General features: G+C 65.2%; 15 protein-coding genes. 9 read left to right on the top strand and 6 right to left on the bottom strand.

From position 1 onward, the window contains the following. From glyS to glmM, 6 genes are all read left to right on the top strand, one after another. Positions 1-2,094, top strand: a complete 2,094-nt coding sequence (gene glyS, locus N3C64_RS03670) for a glycine--tRNA ligase subunit beta (RefSeq protein ID WP_260012001.1) — start codon at positions 1-3, stop codon at positions 2,092-2,094. A gap of 125 nt (positions 2,095-2,219) precedes the next feature. After that, positions 2,220-4,763 (top strand): putative PEP-binding protein, encoded by a 2,544-nt coding sequence (locus N3C64_RS03665; protein WP_218628447.1) that lies wholly within the window; start codon positions 2,220-2,222, stop codon positions 4,761-4,763. Positions 4,764-4,988: 225 nt separating this feature from the next. Further along, positions 4,989-5,666, top strand: coding sequence for a cell wall hydrolase (locus tag N3C64_RS03660; protein WP_260011997.1), 678 nt, complete (start codon positions 4,989-4,991; stop codon positions 5,664-5,666). Positions 5,667-5,754: 88 nt separating this feature from the next. After that, positions 5,755-6,672, top strand: a complete 918-nt coding sequence (locus tag N3C64_RS03655) for a dihydroneopterin aldolase (RefSeq protein ID WP_260011994.1) — start codon at positions 5,755-5,757, stop codon at positions 6,670-6,672. A 38-nt stretch (positions 6,673-6,710) separates the two neighbouring features. Continuing rightward, on the top strand, positions 6,711-7,730 hold the full coding sequence (gene folP / locus N3C64_RS03650) for a dihydropteroate synthase (RefSeq protein WP_260011991.1): 1,020 nt from the start codon (positions 6,711-6,713) through the stop codon (positions 7,728-7,730). Then, complete coding sequence (gene glmM / locus N3C64_RS03645; RefSeq protein ID WP_260011988.1) at positions 7,727-9,076, top strand: phosphoglucosamine mutase; 1,350 nt, start codon at positions 7,727-7,729, stop codon at positions 9,074-9,076. Before folP ends, glmM begins: the two co-directional genes overlap by 4 nt. On the opposite strand, the gene N3C64_RS03640 is transcribed toward glmM, so the two are convergent. Continuing rightward, positions 9,077-9,466 carry a hypothetical protein gene (locus N3C64_RS03640; RefSeq protein ID WP_260011984.1) on the bottom strand — a complete coding sequence of 130 codons (390 nt, stop codon included), beginning with the start codon at positions 9,464-9,466 and terminating at the stop codon, positions 9,077-9,079. An 80-nt stretch (positions 9,467-9,546) separates the two neighbouring features. Then, complete coding sequence (gene ilvC, locus N3C64_RS03635) at positions 9,547-10,569, bottom strand: ketol-acid reductoisomerase (RefSeq protein ID WP_218628441.1); 1,023 nt, start codon at positions 10,567-10,569, stop codon at positions 9,547-9,549. 125 nt (positions 10,570-10,694) lie between these two features. On the opposite strand from ilvC, the gene N3C64_RS03630 reads away from it, so the two are divergent. Further along, entirely contained in the window at positions 10,695-11,153 is a 459-nt protein-coding gene (locus tag N3C64_RS03630; protein ID WP_260011981.1) for an Lrp/AsnC family transcriptional regulator, read from the top strand. Next, positions 11,150-11,608 carry an Lrp/AsnC family transcriptional regulator gene (locus N3C64_RS03625; RefSeq protein ID WP_260011979.1) on the top strand — a complete coding sequence of 153 codons (459 nt, stop codon included), beginning with the start codon at positions 11,150-11,152 and terminating at the stop codon, positions 11,606-11,608. Before N3C64_RS03630 ends, N3C64_RS03625 begins: the two co-directional genes overlap by 4 nt. 114 nt (positions 11,609-11,722) lie before the next feature. Here the strand turns inward: N3C64_RS03625 and N3C64_RS03620 are convergent, their stop codons facing one another. The 3 genes from N3C64_RS03620 to N3C64_RS03610 form a co-directional block, all read right to left on the bottom strand. Continuing rightward, positions 11,723-12,928: a UbiH/UbiF family hydroxylase gene (locus tag N3C64_RS03620; RefSeq protein ID WP_260011977.1), complete on the bottom strand. Its 1,206-nt coding sequence runs from the start codon at positions 12,926-12,928 to the stop codon at positions 11,723-11,725. 65 nt (positions 12,929-12,993) lie between these two features. Then, on the bottom strand, positions 12,994-13,200 hold the full coding sequence (locus N3C64_RS03615) for a hypothetical protein (protein WP_218628437.1): 207 nt from the start codon (positions 13,198-13,200) through the stop codon (positions 12,994-12,996). Positions 13,201-13,304: 104 nt separating this feature from the next. Beyond that, entirely contained in the window at positions 13,305-13,955 is a 651-nt protein-coding gene (locus tag N3C64_RS03610; RefSeq protein ID WP_260011973.1) for a pyrimidine 5'-nucleotidase, read from the bottom strand. A 115-nt stretch (positions 13,956-14,070) separates the two neighbouring features. Between N3C64_RS03610 and N3C64_RS03605 the strand changes: the two genes are divergently transcribed. Continuing rightward, on the top strand, positions 14,071-14,709 hold the full coding sequence (locus tag N3C64_RS03605) for a GntR family transcriptional regulator (RefSeq protein WP_218628435.1): 639 nt from the start codon (positions 14,071-14,073) through the stop codon (positions 14,707-14,709). Here N3C64_RS03605 and N3C64_RS03600 read toward each other — a convergent pair. Next, entirely contained in the window at positions 14,669-16,507 is a 1,839-nt protein-coding gene (locus N3C64_RS03600) for a glycosyltransferase (RefSeq protein ID WP_260011970.1), read from the bottom strand. The two genes, N3C64_RS03605 and N3C64_RS03600, sit on opposite strands and share 41 nt — an antisense overlap. Positions 16,508-16,659: the final 152 nt, after the last annotated feature.

Genomic DNA, 16,659 nt, shown 5'->3' with positions numbered 1-16,659 from the left:
ATGGCTGATCTTCTGATTGAACTCTTCTCCGAGGAAATCCCCGCCCGGATGCAGAAAAAGGCCCGCGAGGACCTGAAGAAGCTGGTCACCGACGGGCTGGTCGAGGCCGGGCTGCATTACGCCCATGCCGAGGCGCTCTCAACCCCGCGCCGTCTGTGTCTGGCGATCGAGGGGCTCAGCCTCGAAAGCCCCACCCTGCGCGAGGAACGCAAGGGCCCCGCGATCAGCGCGCCGGAAAAGGCCATCGAGGGCTTCCTGCGCTCGACCGGGCTGACGCTTGAACAGCTTGAAGTGCGCGACGACAAGAAGGGGCAGGTCTATTTCGCCGTCGTCGAAAAGCCCGGCCGCGCCGCGCCCGAGATCGTGGCCGAGGTGCTGGAAAAGACGATCCGCAACTTCCCCTGGCCGAAGTCGATGCGCTGGGGCGCGGGCAGCCTGCGCTGGGTGCGCCCGCTGCACTCGATCCTGTGCATTCTGACCAGCGAGGCCGGGGCCGAGGTTGTGCCGCTCGACGTGGATGGTATCGTGTCGGGCAACACCACCGAAGGGCACCGCTTCATGGCGCCGGGCCGCTTCGCCGTGTCGAGCTTTGACGATTACGCCGCCAAGCTGAAAGCCGCCAAGGTCGTCCTCGACAGCGCCGAGCGTGAAGAGATGATCTGGCACGAGGCCAAGACACTCGCCTTCGCGCGCGGGCTTGAGCTGGTCGAGGATGCGGGCCTGCTGGCCGAGGTTGCGGGCCTCGTCGAGTGGCCCGTCGCACTGTTGGGCGACATTGCCGATGAGTTCCTGGCGCTGCCGCCCGAGGTGCTGCAAACCTCGATGAAGGAACATCAGAAATTCTTCTCGGTGAAGAACCCCAAGACCGGCCGGATCGAGGGCTTCGTCACCGTCGCCAACCGCGAAACCGCCGATCATGGCGCGACGATCCTCAAGGGCAACCTCAAGGTGCTCTCGGCGCGTCTGTCGGATGCCAAGTTCTTCTGGGAACACGATCTGCGCATCGTCAAGACCGAGGGGCTGGAGGGCATGGGCGCGGGCCTTGCCAACGTGACCTTCCACAACAAGCTGGGCAGCCAGGCCGCGCGGATCGAGCGCATCGAGGCGCTGGCGCGCGAGATCGCGCCGCTGGTCGGCGCCTCGCCCGATCTCGCGGCCGAGGCGGCGCGGGTGGCCAAGGCCGACCTGCGCTCGGCCATGGTGGGGGAATTCCCGGAACTTCAGGGGCTTATGGGCAGCTACTACGCCCGCGCGGCGGGCCTGCCCGAGGCCGTCGCGGCGGCCTGCAAGGGCCACTATTCGCCGCTTGGCCCGTCGGACGAGGTCCCGAGCGAGCCGGTGACAGTGGCCGTGGCGCTGGCCGACAAGATCGACACGCTGACCGGCTTCTGGACCATCGACGAGAAGCCCACGGGCTCGAAAGACCCCTTCGCCCTGCGCCGCGCGGCGCTTGGGGTGATCCGGCTGGTGTTGGCGAATGGGCTGCGTATTGCTCTCAACTCGCGTCCGTCGCCGTTCTCCTTTGCGGCAGAATTGGTCGGCGCGCGAGCCGATAGCTATGCAGACACCAACGACCTCCTCTCCTTCTTCCACGACCGTCTCAAGGTCCACCTGCGCGACGAGGGCATTCGCCACGACGTGATCGACGCGGTGCTGGCGATGCCCGGCTCGGATGACCTGACGCTGGTCGTCAAGCGGGCCGAGGCACTCTCGGCCTTCCTCAAGACCGAGGATGGCGGCAACCTGATCCAGGGCTTCAAGCGCGCCAACAATATCCTGTCTCAGGCCGAGGCCAAGGACGGGGTTGAATACAGCTTCGGCGCCGACGCCAAATTCGCCGAAAGCGATGAGGAACGCGCGCTGTTCGCCGCGCTCGACGCCGCCGAGGCCGCCATTGGCCCCGCGATGCAGGCCGAGGAATTCGGCGCCGCCATGGGCGCCATGGCCGCCCTGCGCGCCCCGATCGACGCGTTTTTCGAAGCCGTGCAGATCAACTCGGACAATGAGATCGTGCGCCGCAACCGGCTCAATCTGCTCTCGCGCATCCGGCAGATTTGCCTGAGCGTGGCTGATCTGACCCGTATCGAGGGTTAAGCCTTTCGCTCCGGCCGTGCCCTTGCGGCAACGGCCGGAACGCCGCCTTTGCCCGTCATCCGATTGTCGTACTTGCGTGGGGCGGATTTCCGCCTATTCTGCACGGGGTTTAGGGGCGCGCTGCAATGCAGAAACATGAAGAACTTGAAGACTTTGTCGAGCTTTCGCCGGGTGCGGACGTTATGGTTGCGCGCCACGGCTGGCGCGCAAAGTGCCTTCAGCGCCTGATCCGGCTTGATCTGCCGGTGCCGCGCACCATTGCGCTTCCTTGCGAAACCGTGCGCGCCATCGCCTCGGGGCAGATGCCCGACACCCGAGCCATTGCCGCGTCCTTCGGGCCGAATTTTCTGGTTTCAGTGCGCTCCAGCCCCGAGAACCCCGAATGGGGCGGGCCGGGGACGGTGCTGAACGTCGGGATGAACGACCTTGTGCAGAAGGACCTGATCGAGAGCCATGGGCGCGAGGCGGCCGATGCGCTCTATCTGCGCTTTGTGCAGAATTACGCGACCCACGTGGCGCGACTCGATCCCGACATGTTCCACGATGATCCGGGTCCGGACGCGTTGTCGCGGGCGCTGGCCGCCTATGAGGCCGAGATGGACGAGCCCTTCCCGCAAGACCCCGCGCGCCAGATGGGCGAGGTGCTGCGCTCGATGGCCCGCGCCTGGGAAGGCACCACCGCGCGGCTTCTGCGCCAGGCCAAGGGCGCGCCGGTCGATGCCGTTCTGGGGTTGGTCGTGCAGGAGATGGCGCTTGGGATCGGTCCGGGGCTGTCAGGCTCGGGGACCATGCAATTCGTGGATTCCGTCACCGGCGGGCCGCGCATCACCGGCCGCTTCAGGGGCCAGAGCCAGGGCCGCAAGGCCGCTGTCGAGACGCTTTATCTGACCCGCGACCCGCGCGGGGCCTCGCTGGAGGAAGCCTCGCCCGAGGTGTTCGAGGATCTCAAGCGATACGGCAATGCCTGCCGCGAGCGTCTTCGCGAGGAGATGCAACTGGAATTCGCCGTCGAGGGCGGTGCGGTCTCGATCATTGACGCTGTGCGGGTGCAACGCTCCTCGCGCGCGGCGGTCAAGATTGCGGTGGCGCTGGCCGAAGATGGTGTGATCTCGCGCGAGGATGCGCTGCTGCGCGTCGAGCCGCGGGCGCTGTCGGAGTTGCTGCACTATCAGGTCGATCCGCGCGCCCCGCGCGACCGGATCGCGCGCGGGATTGGTGCCTCTCCGGGTGCCGCGACCGGCAAGATCGTGTTTACCGCCGCTGCCGCGCAGGCTTCGGCTGCGCGGGACGAGCCCTGTATCCTTGTGCGCCGCGAGACCGTGCCTGAAGACATCCGCGGGATGCACGCCTCGGTCGCGGTGCTGACCGAGCGGGGGGGTATGACCTCGCACGCGGCGGTGATCGCGCGTGGCCTCGGGCTGCCCTGTATCGTTGGCTGTGCCGATATTCAGATCAACCCGCGCGAACGTGTCTTCCGTGGCCCTGCCGGGCGCATCTTCCGCGAGGGAGAGGTGATTACCATCGACGGCACCAACGGCGAGGTTCTGGTCGGCGCAGCAGAGATGCTTGAGCCCGCGCTGGACGACGGGTTCCGCACCCTGCTGCACTGGGCCGACAACGTGCGTGATATCGGCGTGCGCGCCAATGCCGATACGCCTGACGATGCCCGCACCGCCCGCATGTTCGAGGCTGAGGGGATCGGCCTTGCGCGGACCGAGCATATGTTCTTCGACGAAGACCGTCTGACGGTGATGCGCGAGATGATCTTTGCGGATACCGCCAATGACCGGCGTGTGGCCTTGGAGCGGTTGCTGCCCATGCAGCGCGCCGATTTCACGGCTCTGTTCGATATCATGGCGGGCCTGCCGGTCTGCATTCGTCTGTTCGACCCGCCGCTGCATGAATTCCTGCCGCATGACCGCGAGGGGATGCGCGAATTGGCCGAGGCGCTGGATCGTCCGCTCTCCGAAGTGACCCGCCGCGTGGAAGCGCTGAGCGAGTTCAACCCAATGCTGGGGATGCGCGGCGTTCGCCTGGGTGTGACCGTTCCCGAGATCTACGACATGCAGGCCCGCGCGATCTTCGAGGCAACGGTCGAAGCCAGTCGCCGGGGTGCCCCGGTTGTGCCCGAGGTGATGATCCCGCTGGTTTCCGCCGCGCGCGAGGTCGAGATCGTCAAGGCCCGGATCGATGCTGTCGCCTCTGCCGTCAAGATGGAGATGAAGGCTGAGTTCACCTATCGCCTTGGCGTCATGGTGGAAACGCCGCGCGCCGCCCTGCGCGCCGGTGAGATCGCCGAGCACGCGCATTTCCTCTCCTTCGGCACCAACGACTTGACGCAGATGACCTATGGTCTCTCGCGCGATGACGCGGGGCGCTTCATGTCCACCTATGTCAATCAGGGCGTCTATGCCGAGGATCCGTTCCACATTCTCGACGTCGAGGGTGTGGGGGAGCTGTTGCTTATCGGGGCCGGGCGCGGCCGCTCCTCCAGTCCGGAGATCACCATCTCGGTCTGTGGCGAGCATGGCGGCAACCCTGAATCGATCGCCTTCTGCCGGGCGGCGGGCTTCGACTATGTGTCCTGCTCGCCCTTCCGGGTGCCGGTTGCCCGGCTGGCGGCGGCGCATTTCGCGCTGCTCGCACCGAAGAGCAGAGACGGTTTCTGATTGTAGAAAAACCCTCCGAAACCACTGGCGTTCACAAAATCTTGTGGGTATCTGTTGGACATGGTTCGTGAAAGCGAATCACCTCCCCCTATAGGCAAGAATCCGCCACTTTTGTGGCGCTGGCCGATTATTTTCTAATCAACGGGTAGACATCTCTACCCGTAAGGGCTAACGCGTGCCCGTCGCGGCTTCGGCCGGGGCGATTGTCCTTATCGGAAGATAAACATGTCAGTGCTGAAAAGCTGGACGGGGGGCGCTGTTGTCCTCCTGGCCCTTGCCGGAGGCTTGCGTGCCGAAGTTACGGTAAGCCAGTCGAATGATCCCTCGGGGATGCCGGCCCAGGGGCTGGTTTCGATGCTGGTGCAGGAGCGCTCGGGTCTGGGCGCACTCTCGGCGAGTCGCATAACCGCGCTCACCACGACCCCTCGTGCGAAGGGCGCCAAAGACGCGCCGTCGCAGATCACCGCGGAGTGGCTGCAAACCCAGCCCGCCGCGACCGGGGGTGAGCAATTCCAATGCCTTGCCAAGGCTGTCTACCATGAGGCTCGCGGCGAGGGCGTCGACGGGCAGGTGGCCGTAGCCGAGGTTATCCTTAACCGCGTAGACGATCCGAAGTTTCCCAAGACGGTTTGCGGCGTAGTCCATCAGGGCAACAGCCGGGGATGCCAGTTCAGCTGGGTCTGTGATGGCAAGTCGGACGCGATCCGCAACGCCGCTGTCTACGCCTCCATCGAAAAGATCGCCCGGGCGATGCTGGATGGCGCGCCCCGCGATCTGACGGATGGCGCGACCTACTTCCACACGCCCGCCGTGCGCCCCTCCTGGTCCAAGCGTTTCGTCAAGACCGCGCGGATCGGGGCGCATATCTTCTACCGCGCGCCGCTGCGGACCGCCTCGAACTGAGGTCGCGAACAGCCGCTGGCGTGACGTTTCGGGGTGGGCCTTGGCCCACCCTTTTTCTATAGTCCCGCCGAACGGAACGGAGCGCCCAGTGACCAGCGATATTTCCCTTGCCTTTGCCCATCCCGAGGAGCGGGCGCTGGCCTCGGCGACGGCGGATCCGCGCGACCGCATCAGCCTGCGCGACCATATCGTCAGCGCCGATATCGGGGCGTTCCAGCAGGAACGCGGCCACACGCAGCGTCTTCGCTTCAACGTCGTGGTCGAGGTGCGCGCCGCGCCGACGCCGCTTGAGGATGATGTCGACCGCATCCTGTCCTACGACCGGATCACCGAGGCGATTGCCTCGGAGCTGGCCGAAGAACGTCTTAACCTCTTGGAAACGCTGGCCGAGCGCGTGGCCGAACGTATTCTGGCCGAACACCAGTCAATGCGCGTCTTCGTGCGGATCGAAAAGCTCGATCGCGGCCCCGGCGCGCTTGGCGTCGAGATCGTGCGCTCGCGCGTCGGCCTGCCGGTGCAGACAAGCGACGAGCACGGTGCAGAGGCGCTGCATCCCGTTGTGGCCTACCTGTCGAATGCGGCGATTGCGGCCGAGGATCTGGGTGCGCGGCTCGACGCGCTTCAGGCGGGCGGTGCGCCGGTGATCCTGACGGTCGGTCTGCCCGATCTGGCGCTGCCCGAGACTGGCCAACGCCCGACGCAGCGCCGTATCGACCTGCTGGCGATCGAACAGAACGCCTGGGTGCTGGCCGCGCGCGATCCGCGCTGTGTCGTCGTCGCGACCCGGACCGAGATAGACTGGGCGATGAAACATGGCCAGATGGTGGTCTGGGCGCCCTCGAAGATCGTGCTCGATGCCGTGGATGGCCCGAAGGGCTCGGCGCGTGACGCGGTGGCGCTGTCGCTGTGGCTGGCCGAGCAGATGGCCGCCGAGCGGCTGGAGCTTCACGGGGATGTTTCAGTTCCGGCAGGAAGCCGCGTGCCGGTGCTGCGCAAGGCGCTCTGAGCCTTGCCAAGGCCGGGCGCTTGCGCTCAAAGGGGCGCATGGAAAAGCTCTATTATCGTCCGCTTGTTCAGACCGATGCCGCGCGCCCCGATGAGGCGCTGACCCTTGCCGGCGGCTGGGGCTGGTTCACCGAGGTCGAGCAGATCGCCCGTGGTGGCGCGCGCGAGATCATTCCCGCCGCGCATCTGCCCTTTGACGTGGCCGAGCGCCTGACCTCGCGCCGCGCCCCCGTTGCGGGTCTGGGCATGGAAAGCCCCAAGATCATGGGCATCTTGAACCTGACGCCTGACAGCTTTTCGGACGGTGGGCAGTTCGACGAATTCGACGTCGCGCTGGAACGTGCCGAGGCGCTGATCGCGGCAGGCGCGGATATTCTCGACATCGGCGGCGAATCCACCCGACCCGGCGCACAGGAAGTGCCCGAGGACGAGGAGATTGAGCGCACGGCGCCGATCATCGCGGCGCTGCGCGATGAAGGTTTCTCGGCCCCGATTTCCATCGACACCCGCAAGGCGATGGTGGGCGATGCGGCGGTTGAGGCCGGGGCGGATATGCTCAATGACGTCTCGGCGATGGAGTTTGACCCGGCTATGGCGGAACTGGCCGCGATCACCGGCCTGCCGATCTGCCTGATGCATGCCCAGGGCCTGCCCGAAACCATGCAGGACGACCCGAGCTATGGTGATGTGCTGCTCGACGTCTATGACTACCTCGAAGAGCGCATTGAGTTGGCCGAGGCCAGCGGCATTCTGCGCGACCGGATCGTGGTCGATCCCGGCATCGGCTTTGGCAAGACGCTCCAGCACAATCTGACGCTCTTGCGCGGGTTGAGCCTGTTCCACGCGCTCGGCTGCCCGATCCTGCTCGGGGTGTCGCGCAAACGCTTCATTGGCACGATTGGCGGGGCCGATGCGGCCGATGCCCGCGCACCCGGAACCCTGGCGGTCACGCTGATGGGGCTGGGGCAGGGCGCGCAGATCCACCGCGTGCACGATGTGGCCGAAATCGCGCAGGGGCTGCGGCTCTGGCGCGCCATAACAGAGGGTTACGAGGAATGAGCAGAAAGCTTTTCGGCACCGATGGCGTGCGCGGCGAGGCCAATAGCTGGCCGATGACCGCCGAGATGGCCCTGCGTCTTGGCGCGGCGGCGGGGCGTTACTTCCGTCAGGACAGTTCGGACCGGCATCGCGTGGTGATCGGCAAGGACACGCGCCTGTCGGGCTACATGCTGGAAAACGCGCTGACGGCGGGGCTGACCTCGACGGGGATGAACGTGCTGCTGCTCGGCCCGGTGCCGACGCCGGCGGTGGGCTACCTGACCCGCTCGATGCGTGCCGATCTGGGCATCATGATCTCGGCCAGCCACAACCCGGCCAAGGACAACGGCATCAAGTTCTTCGGGCCGGACGGGTTCAAGCTGTCGGATGAGGCCGAGGCAGAGATCGAGGCCATCGTCGCGGGCGAGATCCGCCTTGCACAGCCCATGAATATCGGGCGCGCCAAGCGCATCGATGACGGGCTTGGGCGCTATGTCGAATATGCCAAGACGACTTTCCCGGCGCGCGGACGGCTGAGCGGCCTCAAGGTTGTCGTCGATTGCGCGAATGGCGCTGCTTACAAGGCCGCGCCCGAGGTGCTGTGGGAGCTTGGCTGTGAGGTGATCCCTGTCGGCGTCAGCCCCAACGGGACCAATATTAACGACAAATGCGGCTCAACCTACACTCAGACCGCGGCCGAGGCCGTTGTCGCCCATGGCGCCGATTTGGGCATCGCGCTCGATGGTGATGCGGATCGGGTGATGATCCTGGACGAGACCGGGCGTGTGGCGGACGGCGATCAGATCATGGCGCTCTTTGCCAGCCGTTGGGCCGATGCCGGCCAGTTGCGGGGCGGCACACTGGTGGCGACGGTAATGTCGAACCTCGGGCTTGAACGCTTCCTTGATGGTCGCGGCTTGCGGCTTGAACGCACCAAGGTCGGCGATCGCTACGTGGTCGAGCGGATGCGCGAGGGTGGCTTCAACCTTGGCGGCGAGCAGTCAGGTCATATCGTGATGACCGACTATGCCACCACGGGCGACGGGCTGATGGCGGGGCTGCAGTTCCTCGCCGCGATGGCGGAAACGGGGTTGCGCGCCTCGGAACTGGTGCGGCAATTCGAGACGGTTCCGCAGTTGTTGAAGAATGTGCGGTATCAGGCCGGACAGGAGCCTCTGAGCACAGAGAATGTTCGAAAAGTGATAGCGGAAGCTGAGGTCAATCTGGCTGGCAAGGGCCGCTTGCTGATCCGCAAGTCCGGCACCGAGCCGCTGATCCGCGTCATGGCGGAATGCGAGGATGAGGCGGTCCTGACGCAGGCGGTGGACGGGATTGTGGCAGCGGTCGAGGCGGCGACGGCGCGCTGATCAGCGCCCGAAGATGAACACGCCAGCGATCAGCAGCAGCCCTGCCGCCTCAAGCAGCGTCCAGACCACACCCGCCCGGCGCCAGCCTTTCGGGCCGGGCGTGGCGCGGTTCGTTCTCAGTTGGGCGCGCAGGATGGCCAGCCGATAGAAGCCGATCACCGCGCAACCTACAACAACCAGCTTGTCCAGGTTTCCCGGGGCAGCGATCGCAATGAGCATTGCCAGCATCACTAGCGCGGGCACGACCCAAAGCAGTATGCCGTAATTGCCCAGCCAGAACGTGTCGCCGGGGCTGAGGCGACCTGAAAGCAGTCGCGCAAACCATTTCGGCGTAAAGATTTTCGCGCGTTCGGCGGCAATCGCGTCGAGCTCTTTTTGCGGCATGTCCATCGGGTGTCTCCTTTGGCGGCGACCCTAGAAAGAAAAGGGGCGCCCCGCAAGGCGCCCCCGGTATTGCGAATGATCGCAGCTTAGTTGCGGGCCTTGTCGACCATCTTGCCCTTGGAGATCCAGGGCATCATGGCGCGCAGCTTGGCACCGACCTGCTCGATCTGGTGCTCGTCGTTGATGCGGCGGGTGGCCTTGAAGAAGGGCTGGCCGACGGCGTTTTCCTGCATGAAGTCACGCACGAACTTGCCGGTCTGGATGTCGGTCAGGACGTCCTTCATGGCTTTCTTGGTCTGCTCGTAGGGCAGAATGCGCGGGCCCGAGACATACTCGCCATACTCGGCGGTGTTCGAGATCGAGTAGTTCATGTTCGCGATGCCGCCTTCGTAGATCAGGTCCACGATCAGCTTCACTTCGTGCAGGCACTCGAAATAGGCCATTTCCGGCTCGTAGCCAGCTTCCACGAGGGTTTCGAAGCCCATGCGGATCAGCTCGACCAGACCACCGCACAGCACGGCCTGCTCGCCGAACAGGTCGGTTTCGCATTCCTGGCGGAAGTTGGTCTCGATGATGCCCGAGCGGCCGCCACCGATGGCCGAGCAGTAGGACAGAGCGATGTCCTGCGCCTTGCCGGTCGCGTCGTTGTGGACCGCGAACAGGCAGGGCACGCCGCCGCCCTTGGTGTACTCGCCGCGCACGGTGTGGCCCGGGCCTTTCGGAGCCATCATGATGACGTCGATGCCCGGCTTCGGCTCGATCAGGCCGAAGTGCACGTTCAGGCCGTGGGCGAAAGCGATCGCCGAGCCTTCACGCAGGTTGTCGTGGACGTATTTCTTGTAGGTCTCGGCCTGAAGTTCGTCGGGCATGGTGAACATGATCACGTCACACCAGGCGGCGGCTTCGGCGATACCCATGACGGTCAGGCCCTCGGCTTCGCATTTCTTGGCCGAGGCCGAGCCTTCGCGCAGCGCGATGGCGACGTTCTTGGCGCCCGAGTCGCGCAGGTTCAGCGCATGGGCGTGGCCCTGCGAGCCGTAGCCCAGAATGGCGACTTTCTTGTCCTTGATCAGGTTCACATCGCAATCGCGATCATAGTACACGCGCATGGCGGTCCTCCATTGGTTGATGGCGACAGAATAGAGATTCTTCGTCAAAACAGCGTTCAATATTTGCTAGTTTTTCCTTTTGGCGATAAAAACCATGCGTAATCGGCGCTATAGGTGAAAAATTCATGCATGTAGATGACACTGATCGGCGCATTCTGCGGCAGATGCTGGCCGATCCCGGTCTGGCCATGGCCGAGCTGGCCGAGCGTGCGGGCGTGACCGCCGCCACCTGCTGGCGCCGGGTCGAGAAGATGCGCGAGGGCGGCGTGATCCTGGGCGAGCAGGCCGTGATCGACTGGCGCGCCCTTGGGTGGGAGGTCGAGGTGAGCCTGCGCTTCACCCTCGACAAGACGCATCCGCGCGCTTTTGACGAGTTCATCACCGCCGCGCGCGAGGTGCCCGAGGTTCTGGAAATCCAGACCTTCCTTGGTCAGACCGATGTGCGCCTGAACGTCATCGCCCGCGACATGCCGCATTACCAAGAGATCTACCGCACCCGCATCTTGACCTTGCCGCATATCGCCGACACCGATGCGCTGATGCTGATTTCGACGATCAAGGACAGCCCGGAGTTGCCGCTATGATTGCGCTCGACGATACCGACCGGGCGATCCTGCGGACTTTGTCTGCTGATGCCACGATCAGCGCTGGTGCCTTGGGGCGACAATTGGGCCTGTCGCAGCCGGCCTGCTGGCGGCGCATCAAGCGGCTTCAGGATGCGGGCATTCTGGCGGGGCGACGGCTGTTGATCGACCCGGAGGCGCTTGGCTTTGGGGTGACGGTATTCCTCGGGATCAAGCTGGCGACCAAGGGGCGCGTCAGCCTTGAGGATTTCGAGCGCGCCGCTACCGCCATCCCCGAGGTGCAGGTGGTGCAGCACGTTCTGGGCCTGTTCGATTACCGGCTCAAAGTGCGCGCACGCGACATCGCGGATTTCGAGCGCGTGTTGCGCCGCCGTGTGATGACCCTTCCGGGCGTGGGGCAGGTCGAGGCCAACGTCGTGCTGTCCGAGGAGCGCCGGCCCGGACCATTGGGGTGATCTCCGTTGTGCGGGCTCTTCAGGCATAAAGCTTTGATTTCAGGCTTTGCCTTTGGCCTTCGGATGCGCGAGCCGAGAGTCGACGCCACTACGCGCCCAGGCCGCTTGGCCTGTTCAGCGCACGCCCAGACCCGCGCGCATCAATGTCTTGCGAACAGGTTTCAGGCTGTAGAGTGCGCCAAGGGCGGCAGCGCGCAGGTCGCGCAGCGGGCGGGACTCAACCATCGAGGCGCGGTTCAGCAAGTCGATCCCGATCTCGCGCGCCTTAACCTCGGGCCAGCGGCGGCGGTTATAGGCGGCTAGCATGGCAGGCTCGCCGATATGGGCGGGGTCTTTCTCGCATAGATCAAGCAGGCAGGTCAGATCGGCGAGCGACATGTTCAACCCCTGCGCACCGATCGGCGGGATGACATGGGCGGCCTCGGCGATGAGCGCCACACGCTGCGCTGTGAAACTCGACGCGATCTGCGTCATCATCGGCCAGACCGAGCGGCGGGTGACCAAGGTGAGCGGGCCGAGGATGCCGGTCGAGCGGGCGTTCATCGCAGCCTCAAACTCGGCTTCGGGCAGGGCGGCGAGGCGTTCAGCCTCGGCACCGCGCTCCATCCAGACGATGGCCGAGGAAGGGCTGCCGTCGCGGTCGGGCAGGGGGACGAGCGTGAAGGGGCCACCGGACCGGTGGATCTCGGTCGAGACGTTGTTGTGCGGGATCGGGTGCGTGACCGCAAAGGCAAGCGCCTTTTGACCATAGCGCGTGGTCTTGACCGGGATGCCGGCGGCCTCGCGGATGAACGAGTTGCGCCCGTCGGCGGCGACGACCAGCCGTGCGGTGACGCGGGTTCCATCCGACAGGCTTACCTCGGCCCCGGTTTCGCGGGTGACTAGGCCCGTGGTCGCTACGCCGGGGCGGAAATCCACCAGCGGCAGTTCGGCAAGGCGCGCCACCATCTCGCGGCGCAGCAGCCAGTTCGGCAGGTTCCAGCCGAAGGGTTCGTCTGAGATGTCGGAGGCATCGAAATCGCGGGTCAGTCGGGCTTCGGGTTCCGCGCCGCCAGCGTCGATGATCCGCATGATCTGGAGGGGGGCCGCAAAGGGGGCCAGCCGCTCCCACAGCCCCGAGCTTTCGAGGACTTTGCGCGAGGGATGCAGGAAGGCCGTGGTGCGCAGGTCCGCGCCGGGGTCGGTCTCGGTCGTGACCGGGGGGGTCGGGTCCACGCAGATCGTGGTGAAACCGGCCGCACCGAAGGCAGCGGCCGCGGTCAGGCCCGCTACGCCGCCCCCGGAAATCAGTACATCGGTCTGGATCGCTTGTTCGGGCATGGGCATCCTCCGTTTGCGCGCATTCTAGCGGCGGCGCGGCGGAAGGCCAGAGGCGAGGGAGGCGATCAGCCGCCCGCGGTCAGCAGAACGAGGAAAGCAAGGATGGCCCAGCTTGCAACGACGGCGGTCAGGATCAGGCCGCCCAGGCCGAAAACCGCAGTCATGGCGCCCGTGATCACGAGGACCAGCAGCGCGAGCAGATACATCGTCGATGCTTTGATCTGCTTGTTCTCTTCGGTGGCGTGCGCAATCTCTGCGGTGGTCGTGGTCATGGCAAAGTCTCCCAAGGGCTGTCTCCCTGACAGCACGGGTCTTCTAGCGAGCATGCGCGCGCGCGTAACCGCGCCATCTTGTCGCAGGTGCAGAAAAATAGACCTCAGATATGCCGCAGCGCAGCGAGAAAGCGCGGCAAGTCCGGAGTGTGATGCTGGATGTGCGGTTCGCGGGCCGGAGCGGGGGCCACGTGCACCGTGCGCATACCCATCGCATACGGCGCGGTGAGGTTGCGCGGGTCGTCTTCGAACATCGCGGCGCGCGCCGGTGTGATTCCCGCCTTGGCAAAAACGGTCTCAAAGGCACGCTGCTGCGGCTTGGGGTGGAAGTCGGCATGCTCGACCCCATAGATGCCATCGAACAGGCCCGACAGACCGCGCGCGGCCAATACACGCTCGGCATAGGGTGCGCAGCCGTTGGTATAGACGATCTTGCGCCCCGGCAGGGCTGTGATCGCGTCGCGCAGTGCGAGATCCGGCGTCAGGTGATCGAGCGAGATATCATGCACATCCGTCAGGTAGGGGGCGGGATCAACGTCGTGTTCGTGCATGAGGCCCGCCAGCGTCGTGCCGTAAAGCTGCCAGTAGTGCCTGCGCAACCGATCAGCCTCTGGGCGGTCAACCCCGAGAGCGCGCATGACATAATCGGTCATCCGCACTTCGATTTGCGCGAAAAGCTGCGCTTCGGGCGGGTAGAGCGTGTTGTCGAGATCGAAGACCCAATCGGTCACATGGGCGAAATCTTGTGCGGGCATGGCGGCAGGCTAGCCCTACGCCCGTGCAAGTGCAATCGGCACCGCAACTTATTGGCGTCTTGCCACCGCCTGAGCGCGCGCATAATGTTCGGCGCCTCGGGGCAAGGAAAGACCAATGCAGAAAGATGCTTACACGCTGATCCTCGAAGCGATCGATGCAGGAGTGTACCGGCCGGGCGATCGGCTGGTGGAATCGGAACTCGCCGAGCGCTTCGGCGTATCCCGCACCCCCGTGCGAGAGGCGCTTCAACGCCTTGAAACGCAATCGATGCTGGCGCGTGACGGGCGCTCGCTGATCGTGGCCTCGCTTGATCACAACCAGCTTGCCGAGCTGTACGTGGTGCGTGCCGAACTGGAAGCGCTGGCCGCACGGCTGGCCGCCAAGCACGCGGCCCCCGAAGAGGTGCGCGTGCTTCAGGACATGGTCGAAGAAGACCGCAAGCATATCGGTGATCCGGTGGCTTTGTCGCGGGCCAACAAGCGGTTCCACAAACAGATCCACCTGGCCTCTCACAACCGGTATCTGGTGCAGCAGCTTGACCTCGTGCATCGCACGATGGCGCTGGTTGCCACGACGTCGCTTGCGGCCGAGGGGCGCGGTGCGACAGCGCTGGCCGAGCATCAGGCGATTGTGGACGCAATTCGCAATGGCGACGAAGATGGCGCTGCGACGGCGCTGCGGGCGCATATCTCAAAGGCATTCGAGACGCGGCTCAAGCTCGACGCGGCAAGCGGACGACAGCGGCGCAACTGAGTCTGCGCGCCTTGCCCGGCGAGGCCTGCGGCGCGTCGTAAAGCCCGTGGGCCGTCTTGTCCCAGTAGAACGGCTTGGCGACGACTTCGTAGATCGCCTTCCAGCCCGCCAGAGCACCGAGCGGGAAATAGAAGTGTAGCATCGGCACCCAGGGGATCAGGAACCGATGGCCGTGCCCGCGCAGCGCCCAGATCCCGACGACGATATGGATGATCTCGGTCACGGTGAAGGTGACGAAGAGGGCGCGGATCATCGCCGGGCTCATCAGCGCCTCGACCGGGTGCCAGATGCCAAACGGCATCAACCAGAAGCTCCAGAGCAGCGGCGCCAGCAGATATTGCGACAACCCGCCCAGCATCAGGATCTGGATCCCGATGAACCGCTTCGCCCCCAGTTCGCGCCAAAGGCGCACAGGGTTGCGCATATGCACGGCCCAGGTCATCGCATAACCCTTGAGCCAGCGTGAGCGCTGCCGGATCCAGGGCAGGGCGCGGCAGTTCGCCTCTTCATGCGTCACGGTGGGGATGACCTCGGTGCGGTAGCCATGCCGCGCCAGACGCAGCCCAAGGTCCGCGTCTTCGGTCACGTTATGTGCATCCCACCCACCGAGTTCTTCCAGAATTTCGCGGCGAAAGAACAGCGTGGTCCCGCCAAGCGGGATCACCAGCCCGAGCCGCCCGAGGCCGGGCAGCATGGCGCGGAACCAAGCCGCGTATTCGATGGTGAAACAGCGCGACAGCCAGTTGGTGCGCGGATTGTAGTAATCGAGCATCCCCTGAAGGCAAGCCAGCGTCGGATCGGCACCGGCGAAATACGCCGCCACAATGCGCAGCTGCGCCGGGTCGGGCATGTCCTCGGCGTCATAGACCCCGATGATCGAGCCTCGGCACAGCGGCAGTGCATAGTTCAGGGCGCGGGGCTTGGTCTTGATGGGGCCCTCGGGCACGATGACGAGGCGCATCCAGCGCGGCAGTTCTGTGCGGGTCAACGCGGCCTGCGTCATCCGGTCGGCCTCTTCCACGACCAGAACGATGTCGAGCCGCTCGCGCGGGTAGTCGAGCCGTTCAAGCCGGGCAATCAGGCGTGGTGCGATATCGGTTTCATGAAAGAGCGGCACCATGACAGAGATTGTCGGCAGGCTGTTGGCTGGCACGGGGGGCGGGGTTGGCCGTTCGGGAGCCCGCATCTCGGCCAGCCAGGCTACCAGCTTGAGGCCCACGGTCGCGATCAGTGTCAAGATCGCCCAACCGAAGAGCGCCGCATAGACGATCGATGGCATCAACCACAGGCCGATCGCCAGTGCGACAACTGCGCCCAGGGCTGCTCGGCTCACGTGGTCTCCGGCAAGGGTACGGCAGCTTTCGTGCGGCGCCACGCAGGTCTCGGCCCGGCGGATCAGTGCGGTGCGACGGCAGGCGAATATGGCCGTTTCCAGTGTGCTGGGTGCGGCAAGCACCATCTGGCAGGGGCCAAGCGTGTCCGGGAGGCCCTCGGCGGTCCGTCCGAATCCCTCAGGGTGCGCGGTTGCGACAAGCGTGACGCCCGCGATGCGCCGCCACGGCACGATGCGTTCTTTCAGGCAGCGCGCGGCCCCGATGGTGTCGATCAGGCGCGGGTCCGGGGGTTGCGCGGCAAGATCGACGATCGACAGGCCGAATAGCTCGGCCTGTGCGGCGATCAGCTGCGCCTCGGTGACCCAGCCATGCGCCAGAAGCGCCTCGCCAAGCGGCAGATTCTGCCGCTTGCAGATCTCGAGGGCACGCAGTAGCGCAAGCGGCTGAACAGCCCCACGTTCCATCAAGATCTGACTTAGGGAGGGGCGCGCCTCGATCGGGGCTATCGGCCGAATGGCCTGTTCTGAAGCGAGAGCAACCGGAAGTTGTGTCACAGAGGTCATGCCATCCATAGGGGGCCGCGCGGGGGCCTGAGGCGAGCATTCCCAAAGAGGGT

The sequence above is a fragment of the Sedimentimonas flavescens genome (genome assembly GCF_025154035.1).
GTDB lineage: Bacteria > Pseudomonadota > Alphaproteobacteria > Rhodobacterales > Rhodobacteraceae > Rhodobacter > Rhodobacter flavescens.
This window is presented reverse-complemented; position numbering and strand designations above follow the sequence as displayed.